The 16,560-nt window shown below is 34.3% G+C and carries 14 protein-coding genes; 11 read left to right on the top strand and 3 right to left on the bottom strand.

The genetic code is table 11. From position 1 onward, the window contains the following. Positions 1-209, top strand: a 209-nt coding sequence (locus QO200_RS06310) for a hypothetical protein (RefSeq protein WP_371537814.1), incomplete at its 5' end; no start/stop codon positions are given. A 79-nt stretch (positions 210-288) separates the two neighbouring features. Here QO200_RS06310 and QO200_RS06315 read toward each other — a convergent pair. Next, on the bottom strand, positions 289-687 hold the full coding sequence (locus tag QO200_RS06315) for a DUF2452 domain-containing protein (RefSeq protein WP_371537816.1): 399 nt from the start codon (positions 685-687) through the stop codon (positions 289-291). Positions 688-1,153: 466 nt separating this feature from the next. Here QO200_RS06315 and QO200_RS06320 point away from each other — a divergent pair, with 466 nt between their 5' ends. From QO200_RS06320 to QO200_RS06330, 3 genes are all read left to right on the top strand, one after another. After that, the gene (locus tag QO200_RS06320; protein ID WP_371537818.1) at positions 1,154-1,615 is read left to right on the top strand and encodes a hypothetical protein; all 462 of its coding nucleotides are present in this window, start codon (positions 1,154-1,156) and stop codon (positions 1,613-1,615) included. A 450-nt stretch (positions 1,616-2,065) separates the two neighbouring features. After that, complete coding sequence (locus tag QO200_RS06325) at positions 2,066-2,461, top strand: (deoxy)nucleoside triphosphate pyrophosphohydrolase (RefSeq protein WP_371537821.1); 396 nt, start codon at positions 2,066-2,068, stop codon at positions 2,459-2,461. Next, a complete protein-coding gene (locus tag QO200_RS06330) occupies positions 2,454-5,900 on the top strand; it encodes a DUF3427 domain-containing protein (RefSeq protein ID WP_371537823.1) in 3,447 nt (1,148 codons plus the stop codon). Before QO200_RS06325 ends, QO200_RS06330 begins: the two co-directional genes overlap by 8 nt. A gap of 398 nt (positions 5,901-6,298) precedes the next feature. Here the strand turns inward: QO200_RS06330 and QO200_RS06335 are convergent, their stop codons facing one another. After that, positions 6,299-6,517 carry a hypothetical protein gene (locus QO200_RS06335; RefSeq protein WP_371537825.1) on the bottom strand — a complete coding sequence of 73 codons (219 nt, stop codon included), beginning with the start codon at positions 6,515-6,517 and terminating at the stop codon, positions 6,299-6,301. A gap of 140 nt (positions 6,518-6,657) precedes the next feature. Here QO200_RS06335 and QO200_RS06340 point away from each other — a divergent pair, with 140 nt between their 5' ends. Together QO200_RS06340 and QO200_RS06345 are read left to right on the top strand one after the other, a co-directional pair. Then, positions 6,658-7,773 carry a PQQ-dependent sugar dehydrogenase gene (locus tag QO200_RS06340; protein ID WP_371537827.1) on the top strand — a complete coding sequence of 372 codons (1,116 nt, stop codon included), beginning with the start codon at positions 6,658-6,660 and terminating at the stop codon, positions 7,771-7,773. Positions 7,774-7,918: 145 nt separating this feature from the next. Continuing rightward, positions 7,919-8,371: a cytochrome c gene (locus QO200_RS06345; RefSeq protein WP_371537830.1), complete on the top strand. Its 453-nt coding sequence runs from the start codon at positions 7,919-7,921 to the stop codon at positions 8,369-8,371. 262 nt (positions 8,372-8,633) lie between these two features. On the opposite strand, the gene QO200_RS06350 is transcribed toward QO200_RS06345, so the two are convergent. After that, positions 8,634-10,724: a TonB-dependent receptor family protein gene (locus tag QO200_RS06350; RefSeq protein ID WP_371537834.1), complete on the bottom strand. Its 2,091-nt coding sequence runs from the start codon at positions 10,722-10,724 to the stop codon at positions 8,634-8,636. Between the two features lie 176 nt (positions 10,725-10,900). On the opposite strand from QO200_RS06350, the gene QO200_RS06355 reads away from it, so the two are divergent. From QO200_RS06355 to QO200_RS06375, 5 genes are all read left to right on the top strand, one after another. Then, positions 10,901-11,926, top strand: a complete 1,026-nt coding sequence (locus tag QO200_RS06355) for a hypothetical protein (protein ID WP_371537836.1) — start codon at positions 10,901-10,903, stop codon at positions 11,924-11,926. Between the two features lie 10 nt (positions 11,927-11,936). After that, a complete protein-coding gene (locus tag QO200_RS06360) occupies positions 11,937-12,791 on the top strand; it encodes a polysaccharide deacetylase family protein (RefSeq protein WP_371537839.1) in 855 nt (284 codons plus the stop codon). A gap of 372 nt (positions 12,792-13,163) precedes the next feature. Continuing rightward, the gene (locus tag QO200_RS06365; protein WP_371537841.1) at positions 13,164-14,600 is read left to right on the top strand and encodes a circularly permuted type 2 ATP-grasp protein; all 1,437 of its coding nucleotides are present in this window, start codon (positions 13,164-13,166) and stop codon (positions 14,598-14,600) included. Positions 14,601-14,631: 31 nt separating this feature from the next. Next, positions 14,632-15,585 (top strand): alpha-E domain-containing protein, encoded by a 954-nt coding sequence (locus QO200_RS06370; protein WP_371537843.1) that lies wholly within the window; start codon positions 14,632-14,634, stop codon positions 15,583-15,585. 5 nt (positions 15,586-15,590) lie between these two features. Then, complete coding sequence (locus tag QO200_RS06375; RefSeq protein WP_371537846.1) at positions 15,591-16,529, top strand: transglutaminase domain-containing protein; 939 nt, start codon at positions 15,591-15,593, stop codon at positions 16,527-16,529. Positions 16,530-16,560 lie beyond the last annotated feature (31 nt).

Below are 16,560 nucleotides of genomic sequence, written 5' to 3' on the forward strand. Positions count from 1 at the left end.
AGGGTGGTCAGTTTACTCCGGAACTGGTGGTCAATTTGCACTGGAATTGGGTGGTCAATTTGACCGGTTTTTCCAATAGTGAAATCAGTATTTCATGCTGTTTTATTGAAAAAGGGGAAGATTTGTCATTTGAAAAGTTTGACAGGTTTTATGATAAAAAAAGGTACCCATTGCGGTACCCATCTAAAATCTCGAGGTTCCCATTTTAAAATTGCAAATTCTTATGCCAATTGTTTAACTCAAAAACCAATTGGAAACATGCACCAAGAAAAAATTACCATTCTAGTCTTACTGCAGGAATATCCATTTCTTATCACTGTTCAGTTTAAAAGTACCAATGTGCTCCTTATTCCATTCTTGCGGCCCTATCAACGAAAGAAAGTTCGCCCCTGCTGCATCGCGATACAAATGATAGATTTCGCCCACCACGGGCTCAAATGAAAATTTAGCGTTATAAACTAATTCGTTCCACTCATATTCCTCCATTAGGTTTTCATATTGCATTTTGAGTTCATTAAACTTATTTTCAAACTCTTTGTTTACATTACTAATCCCTCTGCTTTTCCACGACACCACATCGTCCACTCTAATTGCTGGTGCACCTACATTTGTAGCATAAGGCAATATATTTGCATTAAATCCAGCTTCATCTGAATACACAACGTTATCGGGTCTTTTACTTTTCATGTTCTTTATATTTAATTGAATCCAACGAATTATTTATCAATCGCTAAATTATTTTTTGTTTAATAATTTTACAACAAAGTTAAACAAAAGTAATTAATCTCCATTTGAGAAATTTAATAATTTAAAAAAGAAATAATGTATTAATCAAAATCTGTATGACTCTTTACAATAATCACGCTGATTTAATTTAAAACCAAGCGGGTATTCCCCATCGATAAGCAATCACAAACTTCACCTCTAACTAAAAGAAATAGCAATCCTAAGCAAAATAAAAACAGGAATAGATGAAAACTAAAAGACTACAAAAACAGACTAATAGTGTTGTTCATTAAATAATCAATAACTTGCTTGATATTAAGCTGAGCTTGTTTCAACCAGAAGACACCTAATCTTTCATAGAGTAGAACCGCTTTAGTATAATTATAAACGAGTTACAGTACCTTTAAGAACTATTAGACAAAACAAAATGACAAGATTAATATTTATTATCGCGCTTTCAATAACCCTCTTCAGTTGCAATAATCAAAAAGAAAAACAACAAGAGCGTGAGATTAAGGCTAAGGAATTACAGCTGAAAGAAAAAGAAATTCCCGCAGAAAATCCAGACACACAAATCCCGCCAATCGTTACAAAAAACACAGAACAATCTAAAAACAGGAAACTAAGATTTTTGTATTATTCTAAACAGGGCTTGCGTGCCTATTATAATGATGGAAGCGTTATAGATTGTCCAAGATGTGAATTGACACAAGAAAACGTCCTATCAATTCAAAATAATACAGAAGAAAAAGGAGTACTAACCTATGTAATCGAAAAGGACGGAAATTTACTCGTTGACGGTTGGAAACATGAATATCCAGTGGTCAATATGAATGAAAATTTTGAGGGCTGGGCAATGATCAATTATAAATGGTTCGTTAAATACTAAGTCCTAAATTCACCAACTTTTAATAACCACTAGCTATCTAAATAAATTGAGGCGCTTAACTCCTGAAAAAACATCTTATTCTAGGAGCTATTCCTGCCTTACATTTCATTCTTATTTACAGCCTTTGCTTTTCTACAGCATAAAAGTAGCTTCTTACAGTCGCTCTTTTATACCTAGAAAATCAGCAGCCTCTTGCATAAGGAATTCCATTGCAGTCAGGGCTAAGGGGAGTTGATTAAAAGAGAATTTGATATTCTAATTAAAGTCTATTCAATTTAAAAAACATTGTTTTTTTACTACTTTAAAATTACAAAACGTAAAAAGTGATAAGACCTCAAAACGTGGCACTTGTTCAGAATAAACCTATATATTTGTAAAGCTTAAAAATAAAAACATGGTAGAATGCTCATTCTATATAGAAAGAGTATATACGAGAAACGAAGGTTAAGAATGAAAAAAGTTGAAGTAGTCGCAGCGATCATATATTTTGAAAATAATATTCTCTGTGTTCAAAGACCTAAAAACAAACTCAGTTACATATCAGAGAAGTTTGAGTTTCCTGGTGGTAAAATTGAACAAGGTGAAACACAAAAAGAAGCCTTAAAGCGTGAATTACTAGAAGAACTTGATATTGTAACAGATATTAAATCTTTATTTCTTACAGTTGTTCATCAATACCCAGATTTTGAATTAACGATGCACAGTTTTATTTGTGAAGCTAAATCTAAAGAACTTATCCTAAACGAACACATTGCACAAGAATGGTTAAGTGTAAGTGAACTTAGTAAACTTGATTGGGCGGCAGCTGATATTCCGATAGTAAATAAATTGATAATGAATGGATAAGTTAATTCAAATTTTCAATTCCAGTCTACAAACTGGTTATATAGATAAAAATGTTTTATCTGATGCAGCTTATCAACCGGAATTACTCGTAAATCAAAAAAATCCACCCAAAAAAGTTCTTTCAACAATTATTCAAGAACTTGAAAATTGTAACCAGTTTTATATCTCCGTTGCATTTGTTACAGCAAGTGGAGTTGCAACAATAATTAACAAATTAAAAGAATTAGAAAATCGTGAAATAAAAGGCCAAATTTTAGTTTCACAATATCTGAATTTTACCCAACCAGAAGCATTAAAGAGGTTATTACGTTTTAAAAATATTGACTTAAGAATTGCTACAACTGGAAACGCGCATGCAAAAGGCTACATTTTTAAAAATAATGATCATTACAATCTAATTGTTGGTAGTAGTAATTTAACAGCCCAAGCCTTATCAACTAACAAGGAATGGAATATTAAAGTCTCGGCCTTAGATGAAAGTGGTTTAGTTGAAAATGTACTCGGTGAATTTCAAACTGATTTTGAAAAAGCAATACCAGTTACAACTGATTATATTTTACGTTACGAAGAAATTTATAAAAAGCAATTTCTAACAAGTAAAATTGAAGGATTAAATGAAATTCTAACAAAAATAACTCCTAATGATATGCAGATTGAGGCATTGGGAAATTTAGAAAATTTACGAAAAGATAAAAAAAATAAAGCTTTAATAATATCTGCAACAGGAACAGGAAAAACTTATTTGTCAGCATTCGATGCAAAAGCATTTAATCCTAAAAAGTTGCTTTTTGTAGTACATCGATTGACCATTGCAAAAGACTCATTAAAGACCTTTCAAAAAGTTTTTGAAAAAAACAAAACAATGGGTTTGTATTCTGGTGAAAAACGAGACTTAGAATGTGATTTCGTGTTCTCAACAATTCAAACAATTTCAAAATCAGCACATCTTGAAAACTTTGCAAAAGATCATTTCGATTACATAATCATTGATGAAACTCATAGATCTGGTGCAGATTCTTATTTGCGTTTAATAGATTATTTTGAACCAAAGTTTCTCTTGGGAATGACTGCAACTCCTGAAAGAACTGATGGGAATGACATTTTTCAATTATTTGATCATAATATTGCTTACGAAATTAGATTAAATAGAGCAATGGAAGAAGAAATGCTTAGTCCATTTCACTATTACGGAGTAACTGATTTACTAATTGATCATAATGAGATAGACAATAAATCAGATTTTAATCTATTAGTTTCCAGTGAAAGAGTTAACAGGGTAATTGAGCAAGCGCAATTCTACGGAAGTGACAACGGTATAACTAGAGGTTTAATCTTTTGTTCAAGAAAAAAAGAAGCAATTGAACTCTCTAATTTATTTAATTTAAATGGAATAAAAACAGTTGCCTTAACTGGTGATAGTACAGAAGAAGAAAGAGCAAAAGCAATTGAAAAATTAGAATCAGATAATTTACAGGAGAAGCTCGATTACATTTTTACGGTTGATATTTTTAATGAAGGAATTGATATCCCAAAAATTAATCAAATTATAATGCTTCGCCCTACAGACTCAGCAATAATTTTTATTCAGCAACTAGGCAGAGGGTTAAGGAAAGTTGATGGAAAAAGCTATGTAACTGTTATTGATTTCATTGGAAACTACGAAAACAATTATCTGATTCCAATTGCACTTTATGGTGATACTTCATATAATAAAGATTCTCTTCGAAAATTAATTACCGAAGGCAGCAGAATGATTCCCGGTTCGTCGACAATTAATTTTGACGAAATCACTAAAGAAAAAATATTTCAATCTATTGACTCTGCAAACATGCAATTGTTTTCTGATTTGAAAAAAGATTACTACTTGTTGAAATTCAAGCTTGGTAGAATACCAATGATGATGGATTTTATAGAACATGGTTCTAGAGATCCATATTTGTATGTAAATTATGCCAATTCTTATTATAACTTCATTATTAAAGTTGAGAAGGACTTTGACTCAGAATTATCTACAGAAGAGGTTAAACTTTTAGAGCTTTTTTCTAAAGAAATAAACAACTCCAAAAGAGTTGAAGAAAGCTTAATCATCAAACTATTGATTTGTAACGGCTCTCTTTCAGGAAATATTTTAAAAGAAACTATATTAAAAAAATATCATTACACTGTTTCTGATGAAACCATTCAATCTTGCATTTCAAATCTAAATTTTGAATTCATTAGAGAAAAAAAAGAAGGTAAATTAATTTCAGTAAAAGAGATCTATAATTTTGACATTCTAAATATTAAAAATGGAAATCTATACTTTTCAAGTACATTTCTTTCATACTTAAAAAACAAAACTTTTAAGAAACACATTGCTGATTGTACAAATTATTCTATTTACGAATTTGACAAACTATTTGTTCCTAACAATTGGCAGAAAGGATTTGTACTTTATCGAAAATACTCTCGTAAAGATGTTTTTAGAATATTAAATGCTTCAGAAAATCCTGTCGCTCAAAATGTAGGAGGTTATTTAGTAAGTCCCGACAATACACACTGTCCCATTTTTGTTAACTATCATAAAGAAGAAGATATATCTGAATCAACAAAATACGAGGATAAATTTGTAAATAATAAAGAATTTGATTGGATGTCAAAATCAAATAGAAAGATAAATAGTAAAGATGTTCAATCTATTTTAGGAAAAAACGGAGCGATTAGAATTCCTCTTTTTATCAAAAAAAACAATGATGAAGGAATGGACTTTTATTATATGGGAGAAGTGAGTCCTGAAATGAATCAGATTGAGCAAACCACGATGGGTAATGATAAAGGGAAACAAGTTTCAGTTGTAAAAATCCGCTTTAATTTAGCTAATCCGGTTTCGACTTCGATGTATAATTATTTAGAAGAAAAAGTAAAGGTTAAAACTCTAAAATCTCAAAAGAAACCAGAAAAGAAAATTGAAAAGAAAGAGCTTCAATCAACTATAGATTTTGAACCAATTTTACAGAATCCAATCCCTTTATATGATTTCTATGCAGCAGCTGGAACATTTAGTGAGATTCAATCTGAAAAAGAATTTACACTAATTGAAGGACCAGTAAACTCTAAAAGCGACTATTTTGCATGTAAAATAATTGGAGAATCAATGAGTAGAGTCATTCCAAATGGTTCGGTTTGTTTATTTAAACCTTATACTGGTGGTAGTAGAAACGGTAAAATAGTTTTAGTTGAGAATATTGATATTCAAGATCAAGATTTCAATTCTGCTTTTACGATTAAGACATACTCAAGCGAAAAAATAATATCTGAAGAAGGTTGGGAACATACTTCGATTGTTTTGAGACCAAATTCCTTTGACGATTCTTATAAAAACATAATTATTAATCAAGAGAACGGTGATTCTATGAGAGTTGTTGGAGAGTTTGTTTCAATTATTACCACTAATAGTTAAATTAATGATTCAATCTCAAAATATTCATTCAAATATTTTAAAGCAACTTCCGCTCGCAAAAAGTTAAAGTCTTAGACCACACTTCTTTTATTGTTGTGAATGTCCCATTATTTCCTTTAAAATTCCGTATCTTTAAATTAAAACAATATTATGTGGGATAAATTTCGATACTTGTGCAATTCATTGACGGTTTACGGTTTATATTTTGACCTGCGATACAATCGTAGAAAATACATTAGAGTACGTTTCTTATAACGGAGCACTAATTCATAATACTATCTACTCTTTATGAAAAGAGCAAACTAACTTTAGTTTATAGGAGACTTCTCTGCTTTTAATAGTATCCATTTTTTGTCACTATTTAGTTTAAATGTACCAATGTGTCCCTTATTCCATTCCTATTCTTCCATCAATTCCAACTTTTGATATTGAATTTTCAGTTCGTTGAATTTATTTCCTAGCTCTTTGTTTACATTATCAATACCTCTGCTTTTCCAAGAAACAGCATTATCAAATCTAATTACTAGAGACCCCACATTTGTTCCGTAGGGCAAAATATTGCCATTAAATCTTTCCTCAACGGAGTAGACAACATTATCGGGTATTTTACTTTTCATCTAATTTTCTTTTGATTCAAAGTATCTAAATAATTAACTACTAGTTCTCCTCGATTTACTAAATTAGATTGTTTCGCTTCTCTTCTTTTACTATCTTCGAGTATTAGGATTTATTCAAACTCGATTTAAAAAAGAAAATCATGAAAAGAATCACACCCATACTACTTTTATTGTTTTTCATTAGCTGCAAAGCACAGGAAAAACCAAACGATATTCCCATACAGGACGAAGTGATAAATTATACTTTTGAAACAGTCGCTTCAGACATTCAAAACCCTTGGGGAATGGCATGGTTGCCAGACGGAACTTTGTTAGTCACCGAAAAAAGCGGGACTCTATACCAAATCAAAAATGGAGTAAAAACGGAAATAAAAAATGTCCCTGCTGTTTACAATCGCGGACAAGGAGGATTACTCGATATTGCCGTGCATCCTGACTATGCTAAAAATGGTTGGATCTATATCACTTATGCCTCTACTGAGGGCGAAGGCGAGGGCGGAAACACTAAACTCATTCGTACTAAATTACAAAACGGAGCTTTGACACAAATCGAATCCTTATACAAATGCGAGCCTAATACGACCAAGGGACAGCATTTTGGTTCCCGAATCGTATTTGACAAAGCCGGATTTCTATATTTCTCAGCTGGAGAACGAGGTGAGCATTTTGTAAATCCACAAGATATCACGCGCGATAACGGAAAAATATACCGTTTAAATGATGATGGAAGCATTCCTAAGGACAATCCTTTTGTAGGTCAAGAAAATGCAAAAGAAGCCATTTATTGCTATGGCAACAGAAACCCACAAGGATTAGCTATAAACCCGTTTACTGGAGATCTTTGGGAACATGAACACGGTCCAAAAGGAGGTGACGAAATCAACATCATAAAAAAAGCAGCTAATTACGGCTGGCCTGTTGTTACTTACGGAATCGATTATGACAACACGACCATAAGCAAAATACAGCAGAAACCGGGAATTGAAGACCCTATTTACTATTGGCTTCCTTCTATTGCACCAAGCGGAATGGCATTTGTAACTAGTGATCGCTACCCTGACTGGAAAGGACATTTGCTTGTAGGTTCTCTAAAATTTCAATACTTAGAATTGGTGAAATTAAAAGGAAATGAAATCATTGGACGACAAAAAATTGCTACTGACATTGGGCGTTTACGAAATGTAGCTCAAGGTCCAGACGGTTATATTTACATAGGCGTGGAAGGAAAAGGAATTTTAAAAATTATTCCAAATTAAATTACCTCGAGAAAAAGTCCAAATGGTATTAGTGAAATAATAGCTACAGATTAACTGATTGTAAAAATCATTTTTTAAGCAGTGAATCTGTGGTAAAAAAATCGAAGCAGCACTTTACGCAATTAAACCTAAAGAAATTAAATTGATGATCGCTAAACTACATCTCGGAATCGCCTTGTTTGCCTCCGCTTATTTATATTATTCAAATCCAAGTGTTCTTTCAAAAACGAACTATCATCCTATTTCCCAAATCCAACAACAAACGCCTTTACAAAAAAGCATCGCAGACGGAAAAGAAGTCTATGCTGATTTTTGTATGCAGTGCCATCAGGCAAACGGAAAAGGCGATGGCGCTAGTTTCCCCACTTTGGACGGATCCAATTGGCTCACCGAAAAAAGAACTCAGAGTATCCACGCGATAAAATTTGGATTAAATGGTCCTATTGTGGTCAACGGCAAGAAATTTAAAAGCGCTATGCCACCCATGGGACTCAGCAATCAAGAAGTAACAGATGTGATGAATTACCTCATGAATTCCTGGAGCAATAAACAAAAAAAGAGTGTTAGCCTTGAAGAAGTGCTATTGGTAAAAAAGTAAGTAGGTTGAAATTATCAAAAACGTCAGTTCAGTTTATCTCGAACTTATTTCGGGAAGTGTTTTTTGTAAAATGACGGTCTTCAATGTGGCCTAAAACGAAAAACAACCAACAGACGACACGGATTTGACTATTAAAAACGGATTTTATTAACTCCTTTAATTGCAATCTGCGATAATATGCTAAAATCCGTTTCATCTGCGTTCCATCATATCTATTGGAAAAATAACGGATGCAGCTCTACTTAGAACTAAACTCAAGTTATTACTTAAAAAGGTAACTCAAGCTAATTCCGCCATAATAATTACGGGGATTTCCGGGATAATAATACCTTGGTTTGGCCTGACCAAAACCCACTGCATTAGGCAAAATACTAGCTGCATAGTGCGCGTTTAACGCATTATTGATTCCCGTACTGAGCTCCGTTTTCAGGCTTTTTAAAAGCGTGAAAGTATAACTAGTTTTAAGATCTAAAAGAGAATAGGCTTGCGTGTATTTTGAGTTTAGATCGTTTAGCGGCATTGCGCCCACTTTACTAAAAGCAGTGTGCAGTTTGAATCCGTTTGTAGTACTCAAATCCACGCCTACATTCCATTGTGCATCTGGTACCGCCGTGAGTTGGTTTCCAGAATAATCATTAACACCATCCACAAAATCCTTGAATGTAAAATGATTCACTGCCGCCGTAAAATAAGTTGAAAGTTGGTACTGACTCGTTTGTAAGATTTGGTAATCAAGAAGAAATTCGACCCCCGTATGCGAACTCGCCCCAGCATTGATTCCTATATATTGATCTTCGGCGGTGCGTCTTGCCACCAGTAAATTAGTAGTTTGAGTACTAAAGAAAGTCAACTCCGTGTATAATTTATTGTTTAAGCCATGCGCCTTCAACCCCAGTTCATAGTTCCATCCTATTTCGGGTTTTAGGTTGGTATTAATTTGTCCTTCGGGAGTAAGCGTCTCCGCAACAGATGGCGTCGAAAATCCTTTACTTATTGATGCATATATCGTTTTGGTTTTGGTAAAACTATAAGAAAGTCCCGCTCTTGGTGACCATATTTTCCCAAAGGTATAGGCGAGGTCTGGAATGGGTACCGCTTCCGCAAAAAGATCGCGCAAGGAATAGCGGGTGGTATTAAAAGCCAGGCCGGTTTCTAAATGAAGTTTTGGGGACAGCGAAAAATCCATTTGCAAAAAATAATTTTGGTAGCTGCTTTTCTGTTGCTTCTTACTGAATTTGGCTCCAGCAATACTTCCTTGATTGGGCTGCGAAGCATATAAATTTTCGAAAAGAGAAAAACTATAATCGTCAAAAGCCATCTCGGTTCCCAAACTCGTTTCAAATGGTACCGACCCAATTGTGTTTTTATAATTCAAACTAGAACGGAAACCAATACTGTTACTTTCATCATCCAATATATTGAACGGTCGTGGCTCGTAGGCTTTTTTAATATTCGAAAAAACACTGGTTTTCAATGTCCATTTTGAAGACAATTGCTGACGGTAGCCCACACCCATTATCCATTTATTATAAGACTCATAGCCTTGTGACTGCGCCCAATTACTTGCTGCTTTTTCGGGATTATTATTAAAATCGTCTTCGTTAATAGAACTGGGAATATAGGCTTTGAGTTGGGTATACATTCCGATAAAGGACAATTCGCCTTTTGTATTTATCTTTTGTTTGGCTTGTAGCGTAAGTGATTTTCGGTCATAAGAGGAATTTTGGCGAAAGCCATCACTTTCTAGATGACTGTAATTAACGGAACCCATCGTGGAGGATTTGCCATAATTTACAGAAAAACTTTGTTTCAAAAGTCCGAAACTTCCATAGGTTGTGCTTGATTTACCTTGCAATTCTTCAACAGGTATTTCGCGAGCAAACAAATGGATAACACCGCCCAAACCGGAACCAAAACTGCTACTGTTAGGTCCTTTTATGATTTCGATACTACCAATATTTTCCAAATCAATATCTTCAATCGTAGATTCCCCTTCGGCAGTTGTTAGCGGGATACCTTCAAAATAAGCCTTGATTTTTTGGGTTCCGTACTGAGAACGCGAACCAATTCCGCGAATACTAATTTTAACAGTGTTCAAAGCGCCTTGTTGCATATAAAGTCCCGGCACTTTATTGAGTACCGAGGTCAGGATAGTACCATCGCTTTTATCGAGCTCTTTTCTATTAATTACCATTATGGACGCGGCCGTATTTTGAAGCGTTGCTGCTGTAGGAGAAGCCACTATAGTTACTGCAGCAAGTGCTGTAGTGTCCTTAGTGATTTGACTAAGAATAACTCCATGATGGAATACCATAAATAAAATACCAATAAAAAAATAAGGTTTTTTGTTCACCAACATACTTTTTAATTAAGAGTAGAAAAGGGTTATAAAGTTAGGCTATTCTACTTTGAAATCAAAAACGGGGGTGGATTGAAATTATTTATGATTATATTGTAAAAGCAATACCATAGAACATAATAAATAGCCTTAAAATAGGTTTACCTTTGTAATCAAACTAGAATAATTTTATGAAAAAATACGCCATAGCATGCCTTTCTCTATCTGTTTTAACAATAGCCATCAGTTGCAATAAAAGCAAAGCTGCCGAAGAAAAAAATGAGGTGGAAAAAACAGTTGTAGTAGCCGTTGATTCTGTGAAGAAAAAAGCAGTTAGTACAATAGATACTGTTGACTATAATAAGAGAATGCTAGCTTTAAGCAATAACGACACCACGGGAAGATGGCCGGTAAAAACGCCTTATCCATTGCCGGGCGCATTATTGCCGTACAATAGAATTATCGCCTTTTACGGAAATTTATATTCTACAAGAATGGGGATTTTAGGAGAAATCCCAAGAGCCCAAATGATCAAACAACTACAAGGCGAAGTCGCTAAATGGCAGGCTGCAGACTCTACCACGACAGCAATACCAGCGTTACACTATATTGCCGTAACAGCACAAGGATCACCCGGAAGAGACAGCATGCACCGCATGCGCATGCCATTCAAACAAATCGACACGGTTCTTAAATGGGCAAAACCTATTGATGCTTTGGTATTTTTAGATATCCAAGTGGGGCACAGTACCGTTAAAGCAGAAGTAACCGAACTGGTAAAGTACCTTTCCTTACCTAATGTCCATCTAGGAATCGACCCTGAATTTTCACTAAAAAACGGACATGTTCCAGGGACTAAAATTGGTAGTTTTACTGCTGATGATATCAATGACGCCATTGATATTCTGGCTAAGGTCGTTAGAGAAAACAAACTAACACCAAAAGTACTTGTCGTTCACCGTTTCACCCAAGGAATGGTAACGGACTATAAAAGAATAAAAAAACTTCCTGAAGTGCAAGTGGTGATGGATATGGACGGTTTTGGGAGCAGGGTCTTGAAAAGATCTACCTACCTGACTTATATTTATAGAGAGCCGGTGATGTTTACCGGGTTTAAATTGTTTTACAAAAATGACAATTGGAACAATTCAAAAATGTACACTCCAGAAGAATTGCTGAAATTCACACCAAAACCAAGCTACATTCAATTTCAATAAATACAGTACAATGAAAAATTATTTTGCCTGTTTGATTTTAGGACTTGTTATTTTAGAAGGTTGCCAGTCAAAAGCAGAGGAAACAAACAAAGAAGCTCCACAGCAAATCACTGTGGTAAATGAGGTTGACCAAAAAGCCGAAGTACAAAAAGTGACTAATGATGCGGCCACTATTCTTTCAAAAAAAGAAGTGCCTATTTTGTGCTACCACAACATTAAGAATTTTGATGCTAGTGCTGGTCCTATGACCAAAGTCTACACAGTAAAACCGGCAGACTTTGCAGCGCAAATGAAAGCATTATCAGAAGCAGGTTATCATACTATCTTGCCTGCGCAATTGTATGAGTATTTAGTACATGACGGACCACTACCTTCAAAACCAATCATGATTACCTTTGATGATACCCGCGGAGAACAATATACCATTGGCGCAGCCGAAATGGAAAAATATGGTTTTAAAGGCGTTTTCTTTGTCATGACTGTTTCCATTAACCGTCCCAACTATTTGACAAAAGAAGAAATAAAAAAATTATCAGATACCGGTAATGTCATAGGAGCGCATACTTGGGATCATCACATGGTTACGAAATACTCAGGCGACGACTGGAATACGCAATTAGTAAAACCAAAGGCGAAACTAGAAGAAATTACAGGAACACCCGTTACCTATTTTGCATATCCTTTTGGTTTGTGGAATAAGGCCGCGATTGTTGAAATAAAAAAGAGTGACTATGAAATGGCATTTATCCTTTCGACTAAAAGAGATTCAATAGACCCACTATACACCATCAGGCGTATGATTGTTTCTGGTACATGGAATACAGAAGGCATGATGAAAGCTACAGCGTCGACCTTCAATAAATAATTTGATTGTGTTTAACAATTAAAAATAACACTGCTTTTTTCCTAATAATTCATAGTACTACAATAAAATCCCCAAGCACTTCTTCTTAAATTCGTTTTTTAAGTTGGTTTCTAAATTACAAATGAACCGCACACCTCTGTTTTAAAGGCTTCTTGCTTTTTAGCAGCAAATAAAATGCTGTTAAATCTTAAAAAAAAAGATAAAAAAACAACTATTCTTAAATACAAAGCCAACATAAAGAGAATTATATATTTGTCTTTAATTTTGCAAGAAAAAATTCATTTGAAAGTATTAAAATCGTATTTTTAACTAAAAAACTGCAGTTTGTTTACAACAAGCTGGTTTTTTATTAATTATTCAACAACAGAGGACATGGTAAAATTAACACCTAATTTAAACCCAAGGGGATGGGATGAAATGTTTTCTAAAAATGGCGTAAGAGATTCATACCGTCAAGTATTACAAACATTAGAAAGTTTAAATCTTGAAACGTTAAATAAGAAACACAATCTGGCTTCGGATATTTTCATGAATCAAGGAATTACATTTACGGTTTACAGTGATGAAGATCAAGGAATAGAAAGGATTTTCCCGTTTGATATAATCCCTAGGATTCTTACAAAAATGGAATGGGACGAAGTAGAAACAGGAATTGCACAGCGTTTAAAAGCCCTTAATTTATTTTTAGAAGACATATACAATGACCAACTCATTGTAAAAGAAGGGATCATTCCAGCTGCACTAATAACAACCTGCCCGCATTATATGCCCGAAGTTCATGGTATTAAAGTACCTCATGACATTCATGTTCATATTGCAGGTATTGATTTAATAAGAGGAGAGAAAGGCGAATTTTATGTCTTAGAAGACAATCTAAGATGTCCTAGTGGCGTAAGTTACATGTTAGAGAATAGAGAGATCACTAAGCGAATTTTTCCAGAGATGTTTAGCGCTAACAATGTAAGTATGGTCGCTAACTATCCTATGATTCTTCATAATATCTTAGTGTCACTTTCTCCTAGAAACATTTCGACACCTAATGTGGTTTTAATGACTCCGGGGGTATATAATTCTGCTTATTACGAACATACTTTTTTAGCCAGACAAATGGGAATTCCATTAGTTGAAGGAAGAGATTTAGTAGTAAATAATGGTAAGGTTTATATGAAAACAACTTCAGGTCTTCAACAAGTTGATGTTATTTATAGACGCTTAGACGATGAATATTTAGATCCATTGGTATTTAGACCCGATAGCGCCTTGGGAGTTCCTGGTTTAATCAGTGCATACAAATTAGGTACAGTAGCCTTAGTTAATGCCGTAGGAAATGGCGTTGCTGATGATAAAGCCGTTTATGCGTATGTACCAGAAATGATTCGTTATTATCTAAATGAAGAACCTATTCTTAAAAACGTTCCTACCTACCAAATGGAAAATTTAGAAGAACGTGAGTTTGTATTTGCCGACATGGGAAATATGGTAATCAAAGAAACCAATGGAAGTGGTGGTTACGGAATGGTTATGGGAAATAAAGCCACCGAAAAAGAATTAGAAGACGCGAAAATTGCTATTGTAAAGAATCCACGAAATTTTATTGCACAGCCTATTATCCAACTCAGTACGGTTCCTTGTTTTATCGATGGAGAACTCAAACTTAGACATGTTGATTTACGACCTTACGCTTTATGTGGTCCTAACGGAGTGCAAATTGTACCTGGAGGTTTAACAAGAGTAGCCCTTACCGAAGGTTCACTTGTTGTTAACTCTTCTCAAGGTGGCGGAAGTAAGGATACCTGGATAATGAAATAGTCAATAAAATAGAACCAATAAAACAAACACTATGGAAGTAAATATGCTAAGCCGAGTTGCTGATGGGATGTTTTGGCTCAACAGATACATGGAAAGAGCAGATGGCATGTTGCTTACGCTCAACACGCTTTATATCATGTCTTTTGATCAAGAAACAAATGACTATCACGGGTATAAACCATTATTAGAAAACTATACTAATTTATCGCCTGAGGAAATATTAGCTGTACAACACAATACTAACTTTGTATTAAAGCACATTATTTGTGAAGCTACAAACACGAGCTCTGTTAAGTGTCTTATCTCTAAAGCCAGAGAAAATGCAAGAGGTTCTCAAGATAAAATTACCAAAGAATTGTGGCAACATATTAACTCTATGTATCATTTTATTAACGATCCAGAGTTACCCAAAAAACTAGAAACACCTGAAGCAATTACAGTTTTAAGTAGAATCAATAAAGATTTTTTACTTTATAATGGTATTTATCAAGTTACGATGCCAAGAGGTTTGGGCTGGTCATTTTCTAGAATTGGAAAACATATTGAAAGATGTTTGCAAACCATATCTATGACACAGTCTTATTATGAGCCTATACAATATAATCTAGAAGGCAAAGAGGATTTGCTGTATTGGAGAAAACTATTACTGTCCCTTTCTGGCTATGAATTTTATCAAAAAAGTTATAGTAACATTGCTCACAATCGCAAGGTAGTGCAGCACTTAATCTTTAATAAGGATTTTGCTCACTCCGTAATCTATACTTTAACATTACTGGAATCGTATTTAAACACCATATTAAAAGACAACAATCAAAGCGAAGCGGTAACGATGCGCAATCAATTTGGCCGACTAAAAAGCTCCTTAGAGTTTACCGATTATCACCAACTTACGAATCAACAACTAGAAGATTTACTGAAAAACACAAGAACACAAATAACTCAATTTTCGATAGATTTCTCTAAATTATTCTTCTCTTATTCCTAAAAAAAATGGCTGTTTTTAATATTGTTCATATCACGACATACCAATATAACTGGCCAATTAAAGAAAGTATTAATGAAATCAGATTGTTTCCTCATAATTTTGAAAATCAAGAGGTATTGCAATTTCAGCTTTCTATTACTAAAAACCCACAGCTAAGTATCAGTACAGATTACCACGGGAATCGTGTGGGGAATTTCAATATTATGGAGCCGCACTCAGAAATGATTGTTGAGTCTAAGATGTTAGTGCGTACAACACATTCACAAAAAATACCCGAAATAGACCATGTGAAAGTAGCAGACTTAACAACTAAACTAGAGAAAGATGTTTATTTATTAAGACTCTCGTATCCAGAAACAATTAAGAAGCAAGAAGAAATCATCAAGATCTTAAAAGAAATTGATTACAGTGACAAATCGATTATTGCCATTGCACAACAATGCAACGAATATATCTTTACTAATTTTACGTATACTAAAGGAATTACAAATATCGAAACCACAATAGATGAGATTTTAGAACATCGAAAAGGGGTTTGTCAAGACTTTGCCCTTGTCTTATTACAGCTTCTTAGAACTGCCGGTATTCCATCAAGGTATGTAAGTGGCTATATCTGTCCTAATGAAAGTGGCCTTAGAGGTGAAGGCGCAACACATGCGTGGGTAGAAATTTACTCACCTATACAAGGTTGGCTAGGTATTGATCCTACAAATAATATCTGGACCATGGACAATCATGTAAAGCTCTCCGTGGGCCTTAACTTTATCGAATGCACGCCTATTAAAGGAACGTTTAAAGGATTGGCGAAGCAAACACTATCTGTATCAGTTTCTATAGGATATGAAGACGGTAGGCATTTTGAGGAAGTAAATAATGTACAACTCCAAGATGTATCTGCTGAGTTGCAGAAAGAACTGGATTATGCTGAACAGCAGCAACAATAATGAACTAATACCATCGAATCTTAGAAATTAT

Source organism: Flavobacterium sp. Arc3 (assembly GCF_041431375.1).
In the GTDB taxonomy this organism is placed as follows: domain Bacteria; phylum Bacteroidota; class Bacteroidia; order Flavobacteriales; family Flavobacteriaceae; genus Flavobacterium.

Excerpts from the sequence above, each read along its gene's own strand:
- QO200_RS06355 (WP_371537836.1), top strand. The coding sequence starts at position 10,901 with ATGAAAAAATACGCCATAGCATGCCTTTCTCTATCTGTTTTAACAATA.
- QO200_RS06360 (WP_371537839.1), top strand. The coding sequence starts at position 11,937 with ATGAAAAATTATTTTGCCTGTTTGATTTTAGGACTTGTTATTTTAGAA.
- QO200_RS06365 (WP_371537841.1), top strand. The coding sequence starts at position 13,164 with ATGGTAAAATTAACACCTAATTTAAACCCAAGGGGATGGGATGAAATG.
- QO200_RS06315 (WP_371537816.1), bottom strand. The coding sequence starts at position 687 with ATGAAAAGTAAAAGACCCGATAACGTTGTGTATTCAGATGAAGCTGGA.
- QO200_RS06330 (WP_371537823.1), top strand. The coding sequence starts at position 2,454 with ATGGATAAGTTAATTCAAATTTTCAATTCCAGTCTACAAACTGGTTAT.
- QO200_RS06340 (WP_371537827.1), top strand. The coding sequence starts at position 6,658 with ATGAAAAGAATCACACCCATACTACTTTTATTGTTTTTCATTAGCTGC.
- QO200_RS06345 (WP_371537830.1), top strand. The coding sequence starts at position 7,919 with ATGATCGCTAAACTACATCTCGGAATCGCCTTGTTTGCCTCCGCTTAT.
- QO200_RS06320 (WP_371537818.1), top strand. The coding sequence starts at position 1,154 with ATGACAAGATTAATATTTATTATCGCGCTTTCAATAACCCTCTTCAGT.
- QO200_RS06325 (WP_371537821.1), top strand. The coding sequence starts at position 2,066 with ATGAAAAAAGTTGAAGTAGTCGCAGCGATCATATATTTTGAAAATAAT.
- QO200_RS06370 (WP_371537843.1), top strand. The coding sequence starts at position 14,632 with ATGGAAGTAAATATGCTAAGCCGAGTTGCTGATGGGATGTTTTGGCTC.
- QO200_RS06335 (WP_371537825.1), bottom strand. The coding sequence starts at position 6,517 with ATGAAAAGTAAAATACCCGATAATGTTGTCTACTCCGTTGAGGAAAGA.
- QO200_RS06375 (WP_371537846.1), top strand. The coding sequence starts at position 15,591 with ATGGCTGTTTTTAATATTGTTCATATCACGACATACCAATATAACTGG.